Consider the following 23,070-nt stretch of genomic DNA (forward strand, 5'->3'; position numbering starts at 1 on the left):
CTAACCCCCTGTTATACCCCTACAAAAAGAGTGTTGTTTCACTGTTAATAGAAAACATAGTATAGGCCTGATAGCATGGTAGCGGTAAACTATGTGCTTTGTTTAAACATGAACCTAAAAACAAAGGGATAAAAGCAGATTATTACCAGCTACTATATATAAAAAAATGACAGGGCAGCTACTTAAAAGCAACAGGACAAATTGAGCATCTCATTAATATTTGCTACCTTTGCAGACTGAAATTTTAACTATGTCAAATCAAGTACCAGAAGACGGAACACTATTACCCCTAATGGAAGAATTTTACACGATTCAGGGAGAAGGCTACCATACCGGGACTGCTGCTTATTTCATACGATTGGGTGGTTGCGATGTTGGCTGCCATTGGTGCGATGTAAAGGAAAGCTGGGATGCATCTATCCACCCCCTTACAGCCGCAGATTCGATTATCGAAAATGCAAAGAAATATCCGGCAAAAACAGTTGTCATTACGGGTGGCGAACCGCTTATTTATAATTTGGATTACCTAACAAAAGGGCTTCATGAGGCAGGGATTAAAACGTTTATTGAAACCTCTGGTGCATATCCTCTGAGTGGTGAATGGGACTGGATATGTTTATCTCCAAAAAAATTCAAAGCACCACGCAAAGATGTGTTAGAAGCTGCTGGTGAACTTAAAGTTATCGTTTTCAATAAAAGCGATTTCGCTTGGGGAGAAGAATATGCACAACTTGTAGGGCCAAACTGCAGATTATACCTTCAACCTGAATGGTCGAAATCTAAAGAAATGACGCCTTCTATTATTGATTACGTAAAAGAAAACCCTAAATGGGATATTTCACTACAAACACATAAGTTTTTAAACATTCCTTAATAGTGAAATGCACGATTAAATAGACACAAAAAAGGCTTTCGACAGTATCGAAAGCCTTTTTTTATCAATCTATATTAATGCATGTCATTTAAATCACTTCACATAGGTTTTTAAAAAAGTGTCCAGGTCTAGCGTCTTCGTTTCTTCACCTTCCTTCTCCCGGACCAGCACATTTCCAGCATTATCAGCATCTAGAAATAATAAGGTCGCCTTTAATAAAATCTTTCCATTTTCATCCAACAATCCAACTTTACCATTTTCAGAGAACATCAAATAATTGTCTAAAAATTTACTGATATTTTCCTTCTTGTCAAGCAGAACTTTCCCTTCCTGTGTAACCAATCCAAAATTACCATCCTTCTGAAAAATAGCAAGTTTTTGATTTGCTGGCGTAAGCCAGTCAAACCCTTCCTTATTTACCTTCCCCCCCTTCTTATCCAACAACCAAAAATAATTATCCTTATCTGAAACAATAGCAGTCTGCTCATTAAAATACGCTAAAGAGAAAAGAGAGCAAGGCAGCACATCTTCTCCCGCCATGTTTTTTATACCATAATATTCATCATTGGTATCTTTATCCTTGACCATGGTCCATTTAAGTGACTTATCCAATGGGAAAGTATCTTCAAATAAACTCACATCTTCCCCCTCACTCGTATTACCTCCCCCCGAGATATCAATCACCTTTGCATTTTTGGGAAGCTCGAAATCTGCCGCAGAAGATACATTGGTGACTTTCGTTGTTTCAAAACCAAGATCATTGTTCTCACCCAAAGACAATTTGAGCACACCTCCAGGCAAATCATTGATAAATGAAAATGCCGTCAAATAATAAGTAGGCACCGCTTCCGAATACCATACCGTTGCTACTGCAGAATCGGCATTGTTTTTTATAAATAACTTTGCTTTCTTACAGGTAATTCCCGCTATCGATTCGATCTCGCCCATATCTTGCAGCTGCACATAGGGACCTTCCGACTCCCCTAACTTCGCACTGACAATCTTATAGGCTGGATTGTATGCTTCGGCAGTAACAATATCATCACCGACCGAATACGAATATGTTTTTGCTAATTTTCGATTTAAAATAGCATGTGCTTTTTGATTCACGACAGTGGAAGAATAATCGGCATCTGTTAAAATTTCCACATTCCGATAAGCCATTTTTCCTTTCAAAAATGGCTCATAAAACTCTTTTGCAAATTCCGGAACTTCATTTTCAAATTTTTCAGGTGAAACTTCGCCTTTAAACACCAACTCCATCTGCCATTGCTTATCTTGCGCATAAGTTGTCGAAATTGATAATCCAAATAATAGTGCAACGCTGAGTAAATTATTCATAAGAATGATAAATATGTAGCTAAATAACAAAAGACAGACCAAAAAGCCTATCTTTTGCTCTATTTTTTTATTTATTTACTTTTTTCTCTTCATATTTCCATAAAACGTAAAAACGTGATCGCTAAGCAAAATGAACTACAATTTTATCATCTGTTTTGTTTTCACCGCTTCGTCACATGCCAAAGCAATCCGTAGACTATTAACAGCATCTTCCATCGAATCAGAAAGGTCCAAATTATCTACAATCGCCTGCAGAAAGAATAATTGCTCCCGATTACATAATTCTTGATGATCAGGCTCATCAGATAAGTTGACCCACTCATCGACCTTCGTAAATTCGTTTGCCGAATCTAAATCGGCGTAATGTACGCGAAGGCTTTCTGTTTGTGTATGGGATGCTACCGAATCCGATTTACCTTCATCGCTTGCTTTGTTTGCGACAATGGAAACGGCGCCCTTAGGTCCAAAAACGTCCTTTACAAAAAAAGCGTTTTGACTGACCATTGGTCCCCATCCGGCTTCATACCATCCTACGGACCCATCTTCAAAATGCAGCTGCAATTGTCCGTAGTTGTAGTTCCAGGCAGGAATCTCATCGGTTAACCGTGCACCTATTGCAGATACATACAATGGCTTCGCCCCCACCATTTGACACATGACATCAATATAATGAACTCCGCAGTCAACAATGGGACTTAAACTAGACATCAGATTTTTATGCACATCCCACATATACCCATGGCTCTGCTGATTCAGGTTCATACGCATAACAAGTGGCTTTCCCATTGTTTTGGATATTTCAATAAATTTGATCCAGGAGGGATGATACCTCAAAATATATCCAACAACCAATTTTTTATCGTATTGCAGCGCTGCATCGACGACTTCCTGCGCCGAAATCACGTCTTCAGCTAAAGGCTTTTCAATAAAAACATGAGCGCCAGCCTGAAAGGCTTTTATAGCATACGCTTTATGTGTATCTGGATAGGTCGCAATACAAACGGCATCCGGTTTCGTTTCCTGAAGTGCATCCTCATAAGATTCAAACAGTTTATAGTTACCTCCCAATTGCTCATTCAGTTTACTTTTGCTCTCCCCGCGAGCTACTAGACCCACAATTTGAAAGCCATCTAAATCGTGATATGCCTTCGCATGAGATGCGCCCATATTTCCACATCCAACAACCAATATTTTAATAACCTCTTGTATCATTTTTTTTCTATTGCTATATTATTTCTTTAATCCATCCAAAGCAAAGGCCGCTCCCGTTCCTAGTACAGCTCCTGCTAATACATCGGAGGGAAAATGTACGCCCAAATACATCCTTGAATATCCCACGCTACTCGCCCATAAAAGGGATGGCGCAACGACGTACCACTTCGAGTAGGCTCGAGACAAAGCAGAAGCCGTAGCAAAAGCAGATGACGTATGACCAGAGGGAAAGGAATACCCACCGGCTGTACGAACCGATATGAAATTAGGATATTTTTTAAATGGCCTACTTCGCTTAAAGATATGTTTTAAACCAACATTCACTAGCGCTGTTACAGCCGTACTACTGGCAACATACAGGGCATTCTGACGCATTGCCTTATCATCGTTGACCGCACCGGCAACCAGTAAACCAACAGGAACGGCTATCTGAACATAGTTATTGATATCAGAAAGCACTTTAAATGTTTGTGTTTGTGGCGCTGTCCGAGTCTCAGCTATGGACTCCAATATCCGGATATCTAACGTAGACGCTGGACTTTCTTGTCCTAGAACAGGGCCATAAAGACAGTTAACCCAACAAATAAAAATAAAAGCTAATCTTTTCATCTAACAAATAATTGATCTAATTTACCATTCCCTTGAATTAGGTACCACTAAACACACTACTCCAATTTATTAAACAACAACTTCTCCCCCCACTATTGTCACTCTTATCCGCTATTAACTTAATAAGTCATCCCCCAATCCTTAAAAATAAGGAAATTTATGAGAGTTGTCACCCTACCAAGAAACATTTCGGTTGAACAAAATTTCACAGCTCACTATTGGAGTAATTCAAACAGCCTACTATAGGATAGGAAATCAGCATTGTCTTTTGTCTAAATTATAGTGTATTCCCCAATCAATGACCTAGTTTTTACAATTTTTTCAAGAAAATTGAATTCATTTCAACAACAAGTCCATTAGGATAAGAATTTTAAAATGATAGTCTTGCATTTCCCATTAATTTACTATACATTTGCCTGCAGTTATTAATACAAACATGGTCTATACTTGCGTACATCATTTTCATTTTCATCATCGCCATTGTGGCGATATGTTAATTTAATGTGTTCTTACGTAGAATACCTTCCCTCTTGTTTGATTTCTTATTATTAATAATTTACTGCTAACATTTATAAAGCGTTGAAAAATCTTAAAATTGCTATCCAAAAATCGGGTAGGTTAAACGAAAAATCTGTTCAATTACTGAAAAATTGTGGTTTAGACTTCGAGAACTACAAAAGCTCTTTAATCACCACGGTTGGGAATTTCCCACTCGAAATATTATTTCTGAGAGATGATGATATTCCGGGATATGTGGAACAAGGTATAGCCGACCTGGGCATCGTCGGTGAGAACATTATTGATGAGACCGAATCTAAAGTAGAATACATCAAGAGGCTTGGTTTTGGAAAATGTACATTGAAACTTGCTATTCCCAAAGATAGCACCATCCAAGACATTAAAGACCTTAACGGCAAAGCAATCGCAACCTCTTATCCAAATATCCTAAAGAATTTTCTAGACGAGTATAAGATCAATGCAGATATCCGTTTAATATCTGGCTCAGTTGAAATTTCCCCCGGTTTGGGTCTTAGTGATGCGATCTGTGATATCGTATCGACCGGTGGAACACTAAAAAGTAATGGTTTGAAGCCTTTTGCTGATGTTAAAAATTCAGAAGCCATATTGGTCGGAAGAAAGGGATTGGAAGGCAATGAAGTTTTGGCGGAATTAGTGCAACGTATCGAATCTGTTCTTTTAGCAAAAGAAACTAAATATGTGGTATTGAATGTCGAAAAGAAAAATTTGCCGGCTATTACTTCTTTATTACACGGTGTTAAGAGTCCTACGGTTGTTCCACTGGCAGAAGAAGGTTGGGTTGCTGTACACACTGTTATCACGGAAGATGACTTTTGGGATAAGATCAATAAGTTAAAAGCTGAAGGTGCCCAAGGTATCGTTGTAATGCCAATTGAAAAAATCATCCTTTAAACTTGACACGCGAGGTACGACTATGTTAAAAAAATATGATTACAAGACCCTAGGGAAAGAGGAAATACAACAATTGGTTGCCCGAAATATGGACCCCAACAATGCAATACAAGAGGTTGTCCAGGAAATTATTCAACAAGTACGTCAACAAGGTGATGTGGTTCTGCGCGAATATGCCGCCAAATTTGATAAAGTTGAACTTGACAGATTATATTTAGACGAGGAAGATATCGACGCTTTGGCGTCTACCATAGGCCGTGATCAACAGAGAGCACTTGAAATCGCTTTTCAAAATATCCATAAATTCCATAGTACACAGCTAAAAAGAGAGCGTACGGTTGAAACGATGCCCGGTGTAAAATGCTGGCGAGAAGTCCGTCCGATTGAAAAAGTTGGACTTTACATCCCTGGCGGGTCAGCAGTTTTACCAAGCACGCTTTTAATGCTTGGTGTCCCGGCAAGGATAGCTGGATGCAAAGAGATCGTCGTTTGTTCTCCACCTCAATCCAATGGAAAAATCAATGGCTTTGTCGCTTTTTGTTTAAAATTACTTAAGATCAACAGAATATACTTAGTTGGAGGTGCTCAGGCTGTTGCAGCGATGGGTTTTGGAACGGAGACCATACCAAAAGTGGATAAGATCTTTGGCCCGGGCAATCAGTTTGTCACAAAAGCAAAATCCATCATACAGGGGCTAGCAAATGTCAGTATTGATATGCCTGCAGGACCATCCGAAGTGCTGGTCGTCGCGGATGAATCGGCAAGCCCAGCATTTGTGGCAGCAGATCTTTTGGCACAGGCTGAACATGGAGCCGACAGTCAAGCAGTCCTGGTTGCAACATCCAATGCGCTAGTTGATGCAGTCAACACAGCCCTTGTAGCCCAGTTAGCGGTTTTGCCACGCAAGGAACTCGCTTCAAAAGCGATCGAAAATTCCTATGCAGTAACTGTTGAGACGCTTCAGGAGGCCATACAGTTTTCAAACGATTATGCACCAGAACACCTTATTTTGGAGACGGACCAATGGGAATCCTTAACACGCTATATCAGCAATGCTGGTTCTGTTTTTTTAGGACACTTAACACCTGAAAGCGCAGGAGATTATGCCTCAGGTACAAATCACACACTACCGACATCAGGTTATGCACGCTCCTATTCAGGCGTATCGGTAGATTCTTTTGTTAAAAAAGTTACCTTTCAACATATAAACGAAACCGGGCTTCAACAAATCGGATCAGTGGTTGAAATACTCGCTGAACTCGAGGGACTACAGGCGCATAAAAATGCGATTTCCATTCGGAAGAATGGATAAAAATCCCTATTGAAAACACAAAAAAGGCTTTACAATGTAAAGCCTTTTTTGTGTGATTGATCGCATAAATATTGTCTCGTAATGCCAACTGGATTATCTTCCAAAGGTGTCATAATTATCTGTTGCATATCTTTCAAACCTAGTCAGCAAGGCTATATTATCTTTTTCCAGTTGACTTAAGTCTGCACTCACATCTTTTGAAATAGGTACATACCAATCTACAGGCTCAAAAAATTGGCGAATGCTGGGTTTAGTAAACGCATAGCCATGTCGGGCGAAAATGGTATTCCGAATAATTTCCAAATCTAATTTCTTGAGGTTTTTCAGATCTTTCTCTGTCAACTTTTGCTTAGACGCATTTACAGTAAAGACTGCGGGAGATGCAGATCTATAATATTGTATAATGTATGTATACGTTGAGTCACCATCCAGGTCAGTTTCCTCTTTTCTTTTTTCATTAATCCAGTCAACCAACGTCCCCTCCTCTCCATCCTGATTTTTAAGCATCAGATTTGGATTATAGGCAAATTGTTTTTTCAACAATTTAAAGTTTCGCTTTTTGATCTTTACACCCTGGTCATACGCAGACCAGTTACCAATTAGCGTGTCATGATTAAGCTTAATTTCAAAACGCCCGTCGGATTTTCTGTCTCCAGGTTCATCCAATAATAAGCGAATATCAGCACCGTTTTCTTCCAACTTCCCCACAAAAGAGCGCAGATTCCCCTTTACAACATTCTGTCCATAAACACCTCCTTTATCGGTAATTTTCTTTATCGTCAGATTTATCTTCGGAGCGTAATCCGTTGTTGGCAAACCCTCATCTTCTCCAAGTGTACTTTCATCAACGACAAAGTCGCCAACCCAATTACCGTAAAGTTCCTGATGGGCCTCACGCTCGACGGCAACAGTATCTTTTATTTCGGCAGTTTCATTCTTTTTACTTTTCCCATCCTTACAACCAAGGACTGCTCCAAGCAATAACAGTAAACAAAGGTTTTTCTTCATAATTTATGATTTTTTTGATAAATAATAAATTCCGCCAGCAACAAATTAGGTATCCATCCCAGCCATGCAATAATTTGATAAACATCCATGGGATTGGGCTGAAAGAAGTATACTAAAGCAACCTTCCAAAAACGTAGGGTCAATGCCGAGCAGGTTAATGCAAAACTACGGATCATAAAATCACGGTGTTTATCAAATTTTCGCTGACTCGCCAAACGAACTGCCCGCCATGTAAAATAACACCATCCAAGCCCCAATAATTCAAAGGCAATAATAGCGGTTAACCCGCCATTCGCCACGGATCCAATAAGCAAACCTGAAGGAGCGGCAAAAACCAAAATGGCGAATACATATAAATACCCGATACTTCGATGGACTCGCGGATATTTATTCAATAGATAAGTATTAAACTGCGTAAAGCCGGCAGGCAAGGCAAAGATAGCCGTGCAAACATGGATATAAAACACGTAGCGATACCACCAAAGTGATTCTATTTCGGTCTGCTTAATCATCAAGAAATTAGCATCGAGAGAGAAGCCGCGATAGCGAAAAGTAATTTCAGCCATCAACAGGCAGCTGTAAGCAAAGATTAAAAGCCAAAATCCATGTAATATCGAAAATTGAGCCCTTTTAAACATACCTTTTTTATTTACTCCGAATCGCTTCTACCGGATCCAGTCGAGAAGCCATTAAAGCTGGAACAATGCCCGATATTAACCCAATAAAAGTAGAAAGTGAAACAGTAAGCATTACCATTTTCAAACTGACCACAATAGCAACGCCAGTCGCAGCTTGTACCACAAAAGCCAAAAAATAGACGACAACGAGACCAATCCCTCCACCCAACAAACAAAGTACAATAGACTCTACTAAAAATTGTGAAAGAATAAAGAAATTTTTAGCTCCTAGCGCTTTCTGAATTCCGATGATATGTGTACGTTCTTTGACACTTACAAACATAATATTGGCAATGCCAAAACCGCCGACTAAAATTGAAAAAATACCAATTGAAAAACCCGCCAGATTAATGATACCAAAAAGCTGATCCAATGCACCTGTGATCATTGTTGTCTGGTTAATGGAAAAATTCTCCTCCCGTTGTGGTGATATACGACGAATCGACCGCATAAGTGTTTTCGCTTCGCTCTCAGCCTCGCCAAGCGTGTAGTTCGATTTAATAACCATCGCTATACTCGGTGAGAAATTATCATAGTTGACCAAATTTCTAGCCAGCTCAAACGGAATAAAGGCTGTATCATCCGGAGAGGTATTAATCAATACACCATTTCCTTCTTTCTTTAATACACCAATAACCTGAATTTTTCGGCCTAACATATTGATATATTTGCCAACTGGTTCCTCATTAGGAAAAAGCCCCTCTGCAATATTTGCGCCCAACACAGTTACAAGAGCTCCACCCCTCGACTCACTTTCAGCAAAGTAACGACCATCTATAATATTCAAATTTTGAATGTAAAGATTTTCGTAAGTCGCAGCATTAACCGATGAGCCTTGGGCCGAATTATTTTTATATTTAATAGTCGTATTGCCGATATTGATCATATACGCCATATACTCAGCCGTCGTCATCCGGCTTTTTAAATCCAGGTAATTATTGTATGTGGGTTCGGGTCTATTCAAGTATTTCCACCAAGGGAAATTTGGGCCGCCATCCCAGGGCCATTTTTCGATATACAGTGTTTTGCTGCCAATCTTCTTGACTGATTCCTCTATATTATTCCGTAGGGTATCTACTGCAGAAAATACACCAATAATCGTAAAAATACCGATGGTCACACCCAGCAGCGAAAGTAAGGTGCGAGTACGATTGTCTTTCAATGCCGAAAAAGCAAACTGACAACTCTCCAATATCAATCTAAAAAATAGCATAATTGTATTCTAAAATACAATATAGTTTTGATTTAATGTCAAAATCCCCAAAAATATATACATTAATTAGAAATATGGCTCTTCCATACCCGAAAAAGTTATAACTTTGTATGCTTTTGGCAGCCTGGTATTTGGTGCACTGTAATGCACTGAAAGGCAGATATTAATATATACTATTATTAAAGATGAAGTTATCTCAATTTAAATTCAACTTACCAGAATCATTACTTGCTTCTGAACCTTCTGAAAATCGTGACGAATCACGCTTGATGGTACTACATAGAGATACTGGTAAAATTGAACACAAAATTTTCAAAGATGTATTGGATTATTTCGATGACAAGGATGTCATGATCTTAAACAATACTAAAGTTTTTCCAGCGCGCCTTTACGGTAATAAAGAAAAAACTGGAGCGACGATTGAAGTTTTCTTGTTGCGTGAATTGAACAATGAACTTCGTCTTTGGGATGTATTGGTAGACCCTGCGCGTAAAATCCGTGTAGGCAACAAATTATATTTCGGTGATGATGATTTATTGGTTGCCGAAGTGGTTGACAATACAACTTCTCGTGGTCGTACAATTAGATTTTTATTTGACGGTACCGATGAAGAGTTCCGCCGTAATATCGAAATCTTAGGTGAAACTCCGCTTCCTAAATATATCAAGCGTAAAGCTACACCGGAAGATAAATTCCGTTATCAAACAATCTATGCAAAAAATGAAGGGGCTGTCGCTGCACCTACAGCGGGACTTCACTTCTCCAGAGAGTTAATGAAACGCTTGGAACTAAAAGGCGTTGATTTTGCAGAAGTTACTCTTCACGTTGGGCTTGGAACTTTCCGTACCGTTGAAGTCGAAGATTTAACCAAACATAAGATGGATTCCGAACAGTTTATCATCACTGATGAGGCTGCGCGCGTTGTTAATAAAGCTATCGATAACAAACGTCGTGTGTGTGCTGTAGGAACGACTTCTATGCGTGCAATAGAATCTTCTGTTTCTGCAGACCATCACTTAAAAGCGGCTTCTGACTGGACCAGTAAGTTCATCTACCCTCCTTACGATTTCAGTATTGCAAACTCGATGATTACAAACTTCCACACGCCAGAATCTACACTTTTGGTGATGATTGCTGCTTTCGCTGGTTACGAAAACGTCATGAATGCATACGAAGTTGCAGTAAAAGAAAAATACAGATTCTATAGCTATGGTGATGCCATGTTAATTATCTAATGATTTGATATAACAAAAACAGAAAACGTGGATGGCTTCATAACTATCCACGTTTTTTTTAAATAAAAACCCTTCAATAATACCATGAATTTTGCCATAATCGTTGCTGCAGGAATCGGAAACAGGATGAAAAGCGATCTTCCAAAGCAGTTTCTTAACTTGGATGGGCTGCCGATCGTGATGCATACTATTGATCGCTTCTATCAATCCAACACCATTTCAGAAGTTATCTTGGTAATCAGTGAAGCAATGGAAAGCTATTGGAACCAGTTATGTGTAAAGTATCAGTTTGACAGACCAATACATATTGCATTTGGCGGAAAAACTCGTTTCGAAAGCGTAAAGAGCGGTATAGACTACATTAAACAAAACTTCGACATTGGTCCTAAAGATTACATCGCCGTACACGATGGAGCTCGTCCGATTATTTCGGACGATTTAATTAGAAAGGCCTTTCAGGGAGCTTACGAACACCAAGCAATTGTATTGGCACAAAAGAGTGTTGAATCGGTGCGTTTAGGAAATATATCCACAAATACCGCCACAGATAGAAATCAGATTTGGCTGATACAAACTCCACAAGTCTTCCTCGGAGCATTGTTGTTAAAATCCTACCAACAAGATGAAGATCCACTTTTTACAGATGATGCTTCAGTGGTCGAAAAAACGGGCAAAAGTATTTATATTGTTGAAGGTGATTCTAAGAATATAAAAATCACCTATCCCCAAGACTTACAAATTGCCCAACTTTATTTAAAACTAATTTAAATGGTTAAGCATTGCCACGAATAACACGTAGTAATACAACGATAATTGCAATCACCAAAAGAATGTGGATGATATTATTTCCAGCCGCATAACCTCCAAAAAAGCTTATCGCCCAAATGATAACTAAAATAACGGCGATGATGTACAGTAAATTTCCCATTTCCTTATAATTTAATACCTAATTTATTTTTTATAGGTATAACAACGAAAAAAGGACTATAGTTTTATATTAAATAGATTAGGTTATATCCAACTGTAATCTGTCATAGGCTAGAAACATATTTTCGGGCAATTCTCCTGAAACAACTTCATGCAATCCCATTCGATGCCCAATATGTGTAAAATAGGTTTTGTCTGCATGAATATCATCGGCAAATTCAATCGCCTCTTCCAACGTTAAATGTGAAATATGAGATTCCTTCTGTAAAGCATTTACGACAAGAATCTTTACTCCTTCCAATAATTTTCTTGATTCGTGAGAAATGAACTTCGCATCAGTAATATAGGCGAAATCTCCAATTCTAAAGCCCAACACAGGCATTTTATAATGCAGGACCTCGATAGGCATAATTTCCTTTCCGAATAAAGACAATGGCACACCAGCCTTTATCTCTTCCAAATCCAGTCTAGGCGCTCCTGGGTATTTAATTTCCGTAAATGCATAATAAAATTCACGCTTTAGTGCTTCATGAAGTGCTTCGGTGCCATAAATTGAAATAGAACTATGCTGCTGATAATTAAACGCTCTAACATCGTCCAGTCCCGCAATATGATCTTTATGTGAGTGCGTCATTAATACGGCATCCAAATGCATAACTTTCTCACGCAGCATCTGGTATCTAAAATCAGGACCGGTATCGACAACCAATGTATGCTGATTGTATTCAATAAGAATAGAAGAACGTAATCTCTTATCACGTTTGTCTTCAGATTGACAGACCTGACATTGGCATGCTATTACTGGCACCCCTTGTGATGTTCCGGTTCCTAAAAATGTTATTCTCAAGCTACAATTTTTGATTTCAACACATCTTCATATAGTGGAAGAAATTTTTCAGAAATAACCTCCGAATCAATATCAATATCCAGTAATATATTCCACAGTGACTGGATTTTTATTTCAAGATTCGAAAACTTATTGACTACGACCACTTTTGTCGTCTGCAACATACAGGCACCGGTACGAAAGGAACCTTTCTCGTACCTCACTTTATACCCCTGCTCTTTGAAAAACTCCTCTATTTTCGTTAAACTGCTTTGTGTAAACGGTAACAAAATCTCTCCTCCTTTTAAATTTCTACCTCAGTCTCCCAAACTTAGATAAATTTGATTTTATATACAAATAAAATCACGAATGTCAATCAATCGACCAATTTAAGGAGTTCATTGCCAAAAGTATCCCAGCTATATTTCTTTTTCTCGTCAATAATATTTGTTCTAAATTGCTCTTCTTTATTGTAGTGGTAAAATGAAAAAATACCGTCGGCCATTTGACGGGCATCAGGTTCCACGACATAACCAACATACTCATGCTGAACTAATTCAGGCAATCCCCCAACGTTACTGACAATCATCGGTAAATCAAAATGATAAGCAACCTGCGTAATTCCACTCTGTGTAGCACTCCGATAGGGCAGGACCACACAATCTGCCGCTGAAAAATACCTTCCGACCTCCTGATTAGGAATAAAATCAGTATGCATAAAAATAAACTCTTCCAGTTTATACTTTTTTATAAGGTTCAAATAAGGAGCAGGGTCACCATAAAATTCGCCTGCGAGCAGCAATTTCACCCCAAGGGTACGTATTCTGGGATCAGCCAATGCCTCCAGGAGGATATCCAAACCCTTGTATTGACGAATAAAACCAAAAAACAATACGACTTTATCCCCCTCGGCAATCTTAAGTAATCGACGTGCTTCCTTTTTACTCTGATGTACACCATAGTTATCATAGAGTGGATGCGACGTATATACCGCTGGCATTTTCGGGCTTAACATTTTCAGATCTGCCAGCACACTTTTACTCATGGTGAGACAAGCATCAACAGACTTTAAAAAATAACGAATCAATAAGCTATCCCCTATCCGTTGTTCATGAGGAATGATATTATCAGCGATGCATACAATCTTAGTATGTTTATTTTTTCGAACTTGTCGTTGAATTGTTCCCAAACAAGGTCCAAAAAACGGCATCCAAAATCGTACAATAAGCAAATCATAATTTGCCTTTTTTAGTTCTTTACCTACCTTAATCCAATTAAATGGATTAATGGAATTGACCGTGGTCTTAATATGAAGGCCAGTTGGTGCTGGCTCATCCGAATATTGAGACTTTCCGGGAAAAAGGAAATTAGGATACTGTAAGCTGAAAGAATAGATGTCCACTTCATGCCCTGCTTCCTGAAAGTGAAATGCCAATCGTTCATTAAAAGATGCTATCCCACCGCCCCTTAACGGATAAGCGGACCCTAAAATCACAATTCGCATAATTAATTAAATGACTTTCTCAATTTGATAATCATTCCGATCGGAGCTGCTTCTAGACACTAACTCAGCCAAAAAACCAGTCAGAAATAATTGTGTTCCCAAAATAATCGCTGTCAGCGCAAAGAAAAATAAAGGTTGATCTGTTATATCTCTAAATGGTGTGCCGCTGGCGATACTCATCAATTTGTGGCAAATTAAATAAATGGAGATAAATAAACCTGCAAGAAAACTAATCACGCCCATAACACCAAAAAAGTGCATCGGTCTTTTCGAAAATTTCCCGACAAAAAATATGGATAATAAATCTAAGAAACCTTTCACAAAACGACCCGGGCCAAATTTGGTGGTACCATATTTACGTGGGTAATGCTGTACTACCTGTTCCTGTATATTGGTAAATCCTGCCCATTTTGCAATAACAGGGATGTAACGATGCATCTCGCCATAAACTTCGATGTTTTTGACAACATCTTTCTTATAAGCTTTAAGACCACAATTAAAATCATGCAGGTTATAAATTCCAGACATCGATCTTGTCACCCCATTGAATAATTTGGTTGGGATTGTTTTGGTCAATGGGTCATAGCGTTTTTGCTTCCAACCCGATACTAAATCCGCTCCCTTATTCACGATCCGATCATACAGTTCAGGAATCTCATCTGGACTATCCTGTAGATCTGCATCCATTGTAATAACCACATCGCCCTGTGCAGCAGCAAAGCCTACATTTAAAGCCGCAGATTTTCCGTAATTGCGTCGGAACTTTATCGCAGAAATATTCGTGTTCTTTAACTTCAACTCTTCGATAACTTTCCAAGAATTATCTTTACTCCCATCATCAACTAAAATAATTTCATAGGAAAAATGATTGGCCGCCATAACGCGGTCGATCCAAGCTGTCAATTCGGGTAAGGATTCTTCTTCATTAAATAAAGGAACAACAACAGAAATATCCATGTGAATGTTAATCATGCTAAAAATGTAGTATTATAATACCAACAAAGGTATTACTTTTTCAGTAATACCTTATAGGGTCAATTTTATTTTATTAAACACTAATTGGTCTCTTGTTTGATCACCAATTTTTCTCGTTTTGTCAAGGCTGATAATAGTAATGCAAAAACAAATTGAAACATCAGCGTGATAGCCAACCCTTTGAGCACCTGCCCTAACGTTATCTTTCCAATAGCATCAACTTGCTTTTCAAGTTCCGCGATTTTTGAATCGATAACCTCATCCGGCACATTGTTCTTTTCCATATACTCAATTGTAACATTAATTGTATGTGTCACCACCTTTTCTTGTAAAGTTGGATTAATGAAATTAACATACGCCTGTGTCCCAATTGTTGAAATAATAGTGGAAATAGCAAGCATCATAAATATGGATTTTAATGCTATAGAAAAATTCCAGTATCCGCCATTTGCTTTCCTAAGAGAGAAAGCGAAAAGCGCAGAAATAATAACAAAAAGACCAGTATTAACAATAAATGACATCGACATTACCCCCCAAAAGGAATTTAAGTCTTTGACAACAAACAAGACGACTAATCCGAGAATGAAAGAAATTATTCCCAGGATAACACCGTAAATAATACTTTTCTTTTTGTCAATTACCGCATCAAATCCTACATTACTTTGGTTGATTGAATCTGCCATAAAAATTATTTGTTATAGTAAGTACTAATTATTTGGTAAAGTGCAATATCAAATGCCTTATTGGAAGACGCTTCTGCATACTCTTCAAATTGTTTTTCAGATGGTTTCAACTCACTAAAGAAGCTCATAATAGGATAAAAAAGTTCGTAGACTTCACTTCTCGGATTTAATCCTTTTCCTACTTTTGCAATTTCAGCATACGGGCTATCTACTACAATTTGATTGGCAATGATATCTTCATAAATTTCATGCTCATCCTGAAATTCATCTTCATCAACTAATAAAAATTCCTTTAAGAAATCATCCAATTCAGGTTCAATCTCATCGTCCTTGCATTCCCCTAAATAAAGAAAAATATTCAACAATTCTGTTCCCCTATCTATAGTTTCATCTTCTATAGCCTCCCATTCCTCGGAATCCAAATAGTCATCTTCAAGCTTTAAAACATCATTGGAGAAAAAGTTCATGAGTAAAAGGTCTACATAAACCTCACGCAACTCATCAAAAAGTGGATAATCATCAAAAGATTGATCCAACAGTTCTAATTTCTCTAAATAACTTGCTTCCGTATTGAATACGGCAATAATCTTTTCAAGAAATTCCGGGGCAGTCGAGATCCCATCAACCTTGCCATAATTTAATATACCTGCCTCAACGGCTGCTTTAATATTTGCTTCCATGGTTTTAATCGTTTTTTATGATTTGATTATTATTGATGATCAATTCGACAGCACCTTTTAAAGTCTGTCCAAATAATGGAGAATTTTTAGATTTAGATCTATTTGTTGTTTCATCGAAGTTCCAAGTCTTCACAGGGTCAAATACGACAAGATTGGCTATTGCTCCCTCCTCAATAAGAGGAACTTCAAGTCCTAGAATCTGCCGGGGTCTAACTGAAAGACTATTGACAATTTGTTCTTCATTTAATCCAGCACGAACCAAGAGTGGTAATACGGTCTGCAGTCCAATAATTCCATTTTTTGCAATATGGAATTCAACATTCTTAAATTCTATTTCATGCGGTGTGTGTTGCGAAACGACAGCATCGATAGTACCGTCCTTAACGCCTTTAAGTAATACCTTCAGATCTGCCTTTGTGCGTAATGGGGGGCTTACCTTATAATTACTATCAAAACCGACAATATCATCATCAGTAAACACCAATTGATGTGCAGCAACATCACATGTTACTGGAAGACCTTTTGCTTTCGCTTTTTTTATCAGATCGACAGCTTCTGGAGTGCTGATGGATGCAAAATGAATTGGAGCTCCAGTATATTCCGCTAAATACAGATCACGAGAAACCATTAACGATTCGGCCAGGTTAGGAATACCTTTCATTCCCAAATAAGTACTCATCGCACCTTCATTCATTTTGTTTCCACCTGCCATAGACTCATCTTCAGCATGTGAAAAAATCAATCCATCGAATCCCTTAGCGTATAACAACGCTCTGCTCATTAATCCCGCCTGCTGTACACTCCTGTTTCCATCACTAAAAGCGACAGCACCCGTTTGCTTCATATCAAATAGCTCGGCCAGTTCTTTCCCTTCTCTCTTTTTACTGATCGCTCCAATTGGATGTACATCAACAATATTTCCTTTCGCTGTATTGACAATAAGTGCAACCTCGGAACGGCTTTGAATCGCCGGTTCGGTATTAGGCATTACGGCTACTCCAGTAAATCCACCAGCAGCAGCTGCTGCGCTTCCACTAACGATGTCTTCTTTGGTTTCTAATCCAGGTTCTCCAAAATTGGCATGTAGGTCAAAAAAACCTGGCGCTAAAACTTTTCCGGCACCATCTAAGGTTTCTATGTTTTTATCAGCTACTTTGACAGATTTTCCAATCTGTGCAATCTTTCCCTTTTCGATAAATACATCAACTTGCTGCTGATGAAATTCGTTACCAGGTAAAATTACTTTAACAGAAGTAATCAATAAGCTTTTCATATATGAATGTGATTGAAATTAAAAGGATACAACTTATTTATCGAAGCGGGTAGCGTGCGCAGTAAGAATGGACAGACAGTGGCTTTATCACTATAAATCATATAGCTATAAATAACTTTTTCGCGTGATGCTCGTGATTGCTTCATTTCGAGAAACAAAGTTACAAAATACAAATTTATTATAGAACATTAAAAATAGATTTCAACGAGGAATAACTAGGCATTTTCTCCCCACTGATAATGTTTAAATTCAAACCCAGCAAGACTCAAAATCCGATCAACCACGGTTTCTGCGACTTCGTCCAAAGTCTTTGGTAAGCTATAGAATGAAGGTGATGCCGGACAAATGATACCTCCGGCCTCTGTCACCAATTTCATGTTCTGGATATGTATAATACTTAGTGGTGTCTCACGGGTAACCAAAATCAATCTTCGTCGCTCTTTTAACACGACATCGGCCGCTCGGGTTGTCAAATCAGAAGACACACCGTGGGCTATCCTTGATAATGTCCCCATTGAACACGGACAGACAATCATCGTATCATAGCGAGCCGATCCTGATGCAAAAGGAGCAAAGAAATCACCCTTGTCATAAAACTTGAACGGCACATCCTGATAACTCTCATCGCCCAACTCCGCACGCCATACATCCTTCGCATTATTCGACATCACAATCCCAACCTCTGCGATCTGTGTTTTTAATACCAATAGTTTTTTAAGTAAAACTTTAGCATAGATTGAGCCGCTAGCTCCAGTAATGGCAACAACAATTTTTCTCTTAGACATCTCTTTTAAAATAATAAAAACAAAGCTATAAAAAAAGGGTCGTAGTGAGAAACACCCGACCCTACATCTACCTATGAAAAACATGCCCTTGGGAGGGGCTTAACAAAAGTACATCTACTTTTTAATTTACAAAAACATTATGCGCATTACTACACATTTGTGTATATAAAATACCCTAAAAATTCCTTTTTCCCAGATTTTAAGATCCAATTCACCCCGCAAAAAAAAACTTCTTCCAAATTTCAGTTCAATCCAAAGGAAAATTAAATACAAATATTTTCGCAAATCAAACGCTTATTCTCATCAATAAAGTCTATTTTAGTAACAACGTTAGACAATTTGTTAAGACATGAACCTTTCCGTTTTAGAACAATATATTGAAGAAGGCAAAAGCCATGATATCGACTTATTATTGATTGGGAATCCCGAACTTTTACAAGAAACAACGAGTCATGGAATTTCTCCCCTACTATTGGCTTGCTATTACAACAAACCCCAGATCATACGGATACTTTTACAACACACCAAATCCATGACTATCCATGAGGCTTGCGCGGCTGGGTTAACTTCATACTTGGAGGCCATTATTTCGCAAGCACCATCTGTTGTCAATGAATGGTCGTCACAGGGCTTTACGCCATTAACTTTAGCAACATATTTCAACAAAACAGATATTGTACGTCTTTTACTGTCCAAAAAAGTCAATCCGAATGTCGTAACCAAAAATGAACAACTCACCACTGCGCTACATATTGCCGCTGCAAACAACAATGAAGAGATCGGTAAGTTGCTAATCGAGGCCAATGCTAATGTCAATGCCATTCAAGCGACTGGCGAAACCCCACTTCATTTCGCTGCCCAATATGGTAATATCGATTTTATTGTTGCCTTACTCGAAAATGGAGCCGACACCAGAATCATCAATATTTCAGGGTTAGCTCCAATGGACCTGGCCTTTGAAAAAGGCCATAAAGAGATCGCAGAGATCTTAAAAAATTAATTTCTTTTTAAAATTTCGCATCCGATTCTGCAATGAAGGCAGCGTTTCCGATCACAGTAAAATCTCTTTAATTGTAAAATCCCCTGACTTTGCAATGCGCTTTGAACTTGCCAATCATATTGGGCAAACTGTCTCACAACCATATTTTTTTCTGAAGGAAGCTGCTCCAAAAGAGTTAGGGCCCTATCAATATAGGTCTGAATACTGAAATATTTACCGTATGAAAAAAGAAAAACAATAATCACATTAATAACAAGCGTGTCAATAGTTTCATTACCCAACCGAAGTGTTTCTTTTATCTTCGTTTTTGTACCAAAGGAAAAATGTGCGTCAAAATAATCACTTAGAGACGCTATCTTAAATAATTTTCGAGCTCTTTCCAAATCATCGACAGCCAAAATCTTGGCAACGCCCAACTCGTTCTTGCTAAACAAGACAGCTAATTGAGCAATTCGCCGTTCGGGAAAATTATATGGTCTCATTCTCATCCTCTTCCAAACCCCATAAACAACCTCTATACCGTGTATATGCTTTTGATACTCAAATTCACCGGCTAACTGCTTCATATACTCGCTTCCTGACTCCTGAATTAACAACCCACTAACCCCAAAGAAAAGAGCTTCTATTTTAAATAGGTTTGAACGATATTTTTGTAAAATGTTCCAAGGTAATTTCTCCCCAAGCTCCTGAAATGTATCGGCATTAACTTTTAATCCTATACATCTGCAAATCCATACCCATAACGTTTTTTCCCAATCCGTATTAAATTGATCTAAAATCAACAAAACTTGTTGAACCTTCATTTCTAGGCGTTCAACAGCTAAAGTACTCAGCCACATGGATTTTTTAAAAAGATCAATTGAACCAAGCTGAAACTCACAAGGTATCGAACTTTTTGCGTTCATCATCGTTGAATACCGTTCCAACAGATGCTGTTCGACATATTCCGAAAGCACCAATGTCGGTATTGATGTACCGTCATTTCGGTAAATAACTTTATCGTTTCTCCAAACCACATGTAAGATAACGTTATTATAAACGGTATCTTCTTGATGACAATGTCGATCCCAATCCGAAGATTGGATATGCATCTCGACATGACCAAACCAATCATTATCTTTACACCTAATATGTGACATGAGGAAATCGGGGCCTGAATCTGTATTGTATTGCCCCACATGAACAACGGCCAAGGGTTCACCATCCGTAGAATGCAACCCATTTGCACGGAATAGCCGAAGTTTCCAGATAAACTGCATTAAGTTTTCTGTAACTAACATAATTGTAATTTAAGAATTAAATTAACCGGCTATGGCTTAATTCCCTAAATATACAATTTAATAATCACTGTTTCTTATAGATCTTTAAAAGATCATTGGAAACCAATTTACTTTCAAGCAATTGTCCACTAAATTGTGGAGCCGTAATTCCATTAAATAGCTTTTTTTCGGTTTCAAACACCCTCGCCTCATCCCAGAGATCCGCATCGATAAACATTTGCAGCGTAGCACGCCCTCCTTCTATGATGATTGACTGAACATCCATTAAATATAGTTGATAAAGAATATTCTGCGGCAGATACAACCCGTAATTTTCAAGCTCAATATACTTAACATTTGCTGTCCAATCTGTCTTTTTAGCATTGAAGACGATTGTATCAGCTTGATCATCTAGAATATTGGCATCTAGTGGAATGGCAAGATCTCTATCTAAAAGAATACGCAATGGGTTGTTACCCTGCCATTCTCTTACGGTCAGACTGGGATTATCTACAACTGCGGTATTTGTACCGACCAAAATAGCATCTTCCTCTGATCTCCAGCGGTGAACCAACTGTCGGCTAGCAGCATTGCTTAACCAAATTTGTTTATTTTGCATCCCCATAAAACCGTCCTTCGACTGCGCCCATTTTAGAATAACATAGGGGCGGAATTGACCAATACGTGTAAAAAACCGACGGTTGAGCCATACAGCCTCTTTTTCCAGTAAACCAATTTCAACTTCAATACCTGCTTCGCGCAGTATCTCAACTCCCTTGCCATTCACCTTGGCGAAAGGGTCCAAACAAGCGATATAGACTTTTAAGGGTTTTAGCTCTGCAATCATATTGGCACATGGCGGTGTCTTTCCATAATGCGCGCAAGGTTCAAGGCTAACATAAAAAATACTTCCCTCGATAAGCCGTTTTGCTTCTTCCCCATACTTTTGCACAACCTGCTGTACCGCATTGACCTCAGCGTGTGGTCCACCATATGGAGAAGTATATCCTTCACCGATAATTTTACCGTCCAAAACAATGACAGCCCCAACCATTGGATTGGGACTCACTGAACCCGCGCCCATTTGGGCCAGTTCCAAACAACGATGCATATATTGCTTGTGCATATCCATGGATACAAATCTATGAAAATCGTACCTTTGACACATGAAAATACTTCAAGATTTCGAATTATTATTTCAACATGAGCTTCAGGGGTTATATGATGAGGATGAAATAAAAGCAATATTCTTAGTGGTTGTTGCCGAAAAGTTTGGGTTAAATAGAACCAATTATCAATTGAGAAAAACAGATATCGTCAAGGAGGCGGATAAGACTGAAGTACTTAGCATCCTTCAGGATCTAAAAAAGCACAGACCTATACAGTACATACTCAATAAAGCAGATTTTTATGGTGAAGTTTTCCAGGTCAATGAATCGGTCCTCATTCCACGCCAGGAAACTGAAGAACTTGTCGATCTGATCATCAAAAACCACAAATCTTCTCAAAACCTAAAAATTATAGATATCGGAACTGGCTCTGGCTGCATCCCGATCACCTTATCAAAGCATCTCAATAATGCCCTAGTAACAACGATAGACATCTCAAAAGAGGCGATAAATACAGCACAAGAAAATGCTAAGAATTTAAAAACTCAGGTTCAATTTATCAATGCGGATATATTTGAATGGGAATACATTTTCTCCGACCAACATTATAATATCATTGTATCCAATCCGCCCTATATAACCCCGGGAGAAAAGCAGCATATGAATCAAAACGTATTGGCTTATGAACCTGAGCTCGCATTATTCATTGAAGAAAGTGCTCCATTGATTTTTTATGATGTTATTTCATCCTTTGCTTTGAAACATTTAACCCCAGATGGAGATCTATATTTTGAAATCAATCAATATCTCGGTCCAGAAATGAAGGAACTTATGGTCAAAAAAGGATTTGAACAGGTCAAACTCATAAAAGATATTAATGGAGCAGACCGAATAATCCATGCAAAAAAAGCGCGATAAAAAAAATAATCCGTTTATTTATTAAGCAGTTAAGGCCTTTTCGTCAAAATTTGCACGCTATAATTTGGCATATATCAAAAGAAATTCTACCTTTGCATCACTTTCAAAAACAGAAAGGATTCCGTAGCTCAGCTGGTAGAGCAATACACTTTTAATGTATGGGTCCTGGGTTCGAATCCCAGCGGGATCACTAAAGAATAGCTAATCGCAGGATTAGCT

Annotated in this window: 24 protein-coding genes and 1 tRNA gene; 8 read left to right on the forward strand and 17 right to left on the reverse strand. The window is 38.4% G+C overall.

Annotated features, from left to right (window positions below; genetic code table 11):
* Window positions 1-250 precede the first annotated feature (250 nt).
* Window positions 251-874, forward strand: coding sequence for a 7-carboxy-7-deazaguanine synthase QueE (locus B3P16_RS10255; RefSeq protein ID WP_046674459.1), 624 nt, complete (start codon window positions 251-253; stop codon window positions 872-874).
* A gap of 93 nt (window positions 875-967) precedes the next feature.
* Here the strand turns inward: B3P16_RS10255 and B3P16_RS10260 are convergent, their stop codons facing one another.
* The 3 genes from B3P16_RS10260 to B3P16_RS10270 all read right to left on the reverse strand — a co-directional run bounded on the left by B3P16_RS10260 (window position 968) and on the right by B3P16_RS10270 (window position 4,036).
* Window positions 968-2,215, reverse strand: a complete 1,248-nt coding sequence (locus B3P16_RS10260; RefSeq protein WP_070567673.1) for a hypothetical protein — start codon at window positions 2,213-2,215, stop codon at window positions 968-970.
* Window positions 2,216-2,350: 135 nt separating this feature from the next.
* Window positions 2,351-3,427: a Gfo/Idh/MocA family protein gene (locus B3P16_RS10265; protein WP_286842842.1), complete on the reverse strand. Its 1,077-nt coding sequence runs from the start codon at window positions 3,425-3,427 to the stop codon at window positions 2,351-2,353.
* An 18-nt stretch (window positions 3,428-3,445) separates the two neighbouring features.
* Window positions 3,446-4,036 carry a phosphatase PAP2 family protein gene (locus B3P16_RS10270; RefSeq protein ID WP_070567677.1) on the reverse strand — a complete coding sequence of 197 codons (591 nt, stop codon included), beginning with the start codon at window positions 4,034-4,036 and terminating at the stop codon, window positions 3,446-3,448.
* 579 nt (window positions 4,037-4,615) lie between these two features.
* Here B3P16_RS10270 and hisG point away from each other — a divergent pair.
* Window positions 4,616-5,467, forward strand: coding sequence for an ATP phosphoribosyltransferase (gene hisG / locus B3P16_RS10275; RefSeq protein WP_046674456.1), 852 nt, complete (start codon window positions 4,616-4,618; stop codon window positions 5,465-5,467).
* A 22-nt stretch (window positions 5,468-5,489) separates the two neighbouring features.
* Window positions 5,490-6,779 carry a histidinol dehydrogenase gene (gene hisD / locus B3P16_RS10280; RefSeq protein ID WP_286842846.1) on the forward strand — a complete coding sequence of 430 codons (1,290 nt, stop codon included), beginning with the start codon at window positions 5,490-5,492 and terminating at the stop codon, window positions 6,777-6,779.
* Between the two features lie 93 nt (window positions 6,780-6,872).
* Here hisD and B3P16_RS10285 read toward each other — a convergent pair whose 3' ends face one another.
* The 3 genes from B3P16_RS10285 to B3P16_RS10295 all read right to left on the reverse strand — a co-directional run bounded on the left by B3P16_RS10285 (window position 6,873) and on the right by B3P16_RS10295 (window position 9,677).
* Window positions 6,873-7,787, reverse strand: coding sequence for a YARHG domain-containing protein (locus B3P16_RS10285; protein WP_286842849.1), 915 nt, complete (start codon window positions 7,785-7,787; stop codon window positions 6,873-6,875).
* The gene (locus B3P16_RS10290; protein WP_286768657.1) at window positions 7,784-8,353 is read right to left on the reverse strand and encodes a DUF2306 domain-containing protein; all 570 of its coding nucleotides are present in this window, start codon (window positions 8,351-8,353) and stop codon (window positions 7,784-7,786) included. The genes B3P16_RS10285 and B3P16_RS10290 overlap by 4 nt, the downstream gene beginning before the upstream one ends.
* Window positions 8,354-8,432: 79 nt before the next feature.
* Window positions 8,433-9,677: an ABC transporter permease gene (locus B3P16_RS10295; protein WP_175442026.1), complete on the reverse strand. Its 1,245-nt coding sequence runs from the start codon at window positions 9,675-9,677 to the stop codon at window positions 8,433-8,435.
* A gap of 185 nt (window positions 9,678-9,862) precedes the next feature.
* Between B3P16_RS10295 and queA the strand changes: the two genes are divergently transcribed.
* Window positions 9,863-10,912 carry a tRNA preQ1(34) S-adenosylmethionine ribosyltransferase-isomerase QueA gene (gene queA / locus B3P16_RS10300; protein WP_070567689.1) on the forward strand — a complete coding sequence of 350 codons (1,050 nt, stop codon included), beginning with the start codon at window positions 9,863-9,865 and terminating at the stop codon, window positions 10,910-10,912.
* Between the two features lie 84 nt (window positions 10,913-10,996).
* The gene (locus B3P16_RS10305; protein ID WP_286842851.1) at window positions 10,997-11,680 is read left to right on the forward strand and encodes a 2-C-methyl-D-erythritol 4-phosphate cytidylyltransferase; all 684 of its coding nucleotides are present in this window, start codon (window positions 10,997-10,999) and stop codon (window positions 11,678-11,680) included.
* Window positions 11,681-11,684: 4 nt separating this feature from the next.
* On the opposite strand, the gene B3P16_RS10310 is transcribed toward B3P16_RS10305, so the two are convergent.
* From B3P16_RS10310 to B3P16_RS10350, 9 genes are all read right to left on the reverse strand, one after another.
* Window positions 11,685-11,840, reverse strand: coding sequence for a lmo0937 family membrane protein (locus B3P16_RS10310; RefSeq protein ID WP_104382583.1), 156 nt, complete (start codon window positions 11,838-11,840; stop codon window positions 11,685-11,687).
* Window positions 11,841-11,918: 78 nt separating this feature from the next.
* Window positions 11,919-12,686 (reverse strand): MBL fold metallo-hydrolase, encoded by a 768-nt coding sequence (locus B3P16_RS10315; protein ID WP_286842854.1) that lies wholly within the window; start codon window positions 12,684-12,686, stop codon window positions 11,919-11,921.
* Entirely contained in the window at window positions 12,683-12,955 is a 273-nt protein-coding gene (locus tag B3P16_RS10320) for a hypothetical protein (RefSeq protein ID WP_070567695.1), read from the reverse strand. Before B3P16_RS10320 ends, B3P16_RS10315 begins: the two co-directional genes overlap by 4 nt.
* 86 nt (window positions 12,956-13,041) lie before the next feature.
* A complete protein-coding gene (locus B3P16_RS10325; protein WP_286842855.1) occupies window positions 13,042-14,169 on the reverse strand; it encodes a glycosyltransferase in 1,128 nt (375 codons plus the stop codon).
* A 6-nt stretch (window positions 14,170-14,175) separates the two neighbouring features.
* Complete coding sequence (locus tag B3P16_RS10330) at window positions 14,176-15,126, reverse strand: glycosyltransferase family 2 protein (RefSeq protein ID WP_046674669.1); 951 nt, start codon at window positions 15,124-15,126, stop codon at window positions 14,176-14,178.
* 98 nt (window positions 15,127-15,224) lie between these two features.
* Window positions 15,225-15,827: a DUF4199 domain-containing protein gene (locus tag B3P16_RS10335; protein ID WP_112376141.1), complete on the reverse strand. Its 603-nt coding sequence runs from the start codon at window positions 15,825-15,827 to the stop codon at window positions 15,225-15,227.
* Window positions 15,828-15,832: 5 nt separating this feature from the next.
* Window positions 15,833-16,507 carry a hypothetical protein gene (locus B3P16_RS10340; protein WP_070567700.1) on the reverse strand — a complete coding sequence of 225 codons (675 nt, stop codon included), beginning with the start codon at window positions 16,505-16,507 and terminating at the stop codon, window positions 15,833-15,835.
* 4 nt (window positions 16,508-16,511) lie between these two features.
* The gene (locus tag B3P16_RS10345; protein WP_070567702.1) at window positions 16,512-17,780 is read right to left on the reverse strand and encodes a dihydroorotase; all 1,269 of its coding nucleotides are present in this window, start codon (window positions 17,778-17,780) and stop codon (window positions 16,512-16,514) included.
* A gap of 215 nt (window positions 17,781-17,995) precedes the next feature.
* On the reverse strand, window positions 17,996-18,565 hold the full coding sequence (locus tag B3P16_RS10350) for a UbiX family flavin prenyltransferase (RefSeq protein ID WP_070567704.1): 570 nt from the start codon (window positions 18,563-18,565) through the stop codon (window positions 17,996-17,998).
* A 349-nt stretch (window positions 18,566-18,914) separates the two neighbouring features.
* On the opposite strand from B3P16_RS10350, the gene B3P16_RS10355 reads away from it, so the two are divergent.
* On the forward strand, window positions 18,915-19,565 hold the full coding sequence (locus B3P16_RS10355) for an ankyrin repeat domain-containing protein (RefSeq protein ID WP_070567707.1): 651 nt from the start codon (window positions 18,915-18,917) through the stop codon (window positions 19,563-19,565).
* Here B3P16_RS10355 and B3P16_RS10360 read toward each other — a convergent pair.
* On the reverse strand, window positions 19,562-20,845 hold the full coding sequence (locus B3P16_RS10360) for a DUF2851 family protein (RefSeq protein ID WP_286842858.1): 1,284 nt from the start codon (window positions 20,843-20,845) through the stop codon (window positions 19,562-19,564). The two genes, B3P16_RS10355 and B3P16_RS10360, sit on opposite strands and share 4 nt — an antisense overlap.
* A gap of 64 nt (window positions 20,846-20,909) precedes the next feature.
* On the reverse strand, window positions 20,910-21,956 hold the full coding sequence (ribD, locus tag B3P16_RS10365; RefSeq protein ID WP_112376137.1) for a bifunctional diaminohydroxyphosphoribosylaminopyrimidine deaminase/5-amino-6-(5-phosphoribosylamino)uracil reductase RibD: 1,047 nt from the start codon (window positions 21,954-21,956) through the stop codon (window positions 20,910-20,912).
* A 34-nt stretch (window positions 21,957-21,990) separates the two neighbouring features.
* Between ribD and prmC the strand changes: the two genes are divergently transcribed.
* The gene (gene prmC / locus B3P16_RS10370) at window positions 21,991-22,851 is read left to right on the forward strand and encodes a peptide chain release factor N(5)-glutamine methyltransferase (RefSeq protein WP_112376136.1); all 861 of its coding nucleotides are present in this window, start codon (window positions 21,991-21,993) and stop codon (window positions 22,849-22,851) included.
* Between the two features lie 117 nt (window positions 22,852-22,968).
* Window positions 22,969-23,041: transfer RNA gene (locus tag B3P16_RS10375), tRNA-Lys, on the forward strand.
* Window positions 23,042-23,070 lie beyond the last annotated feature (29 nt).

This window comes from Sphingobacterium sp. UBA7631 (assembly GCF_002483935.1).
In the GTDB taxonomy this organism is placed as follows: domain Bacteria; phylum Bacteroidota; class Bacteroidia; order Sphingobacteriales; family Sphingobacteriaceae; genus Sphingobacterium; species Sphingobacterium multivorum.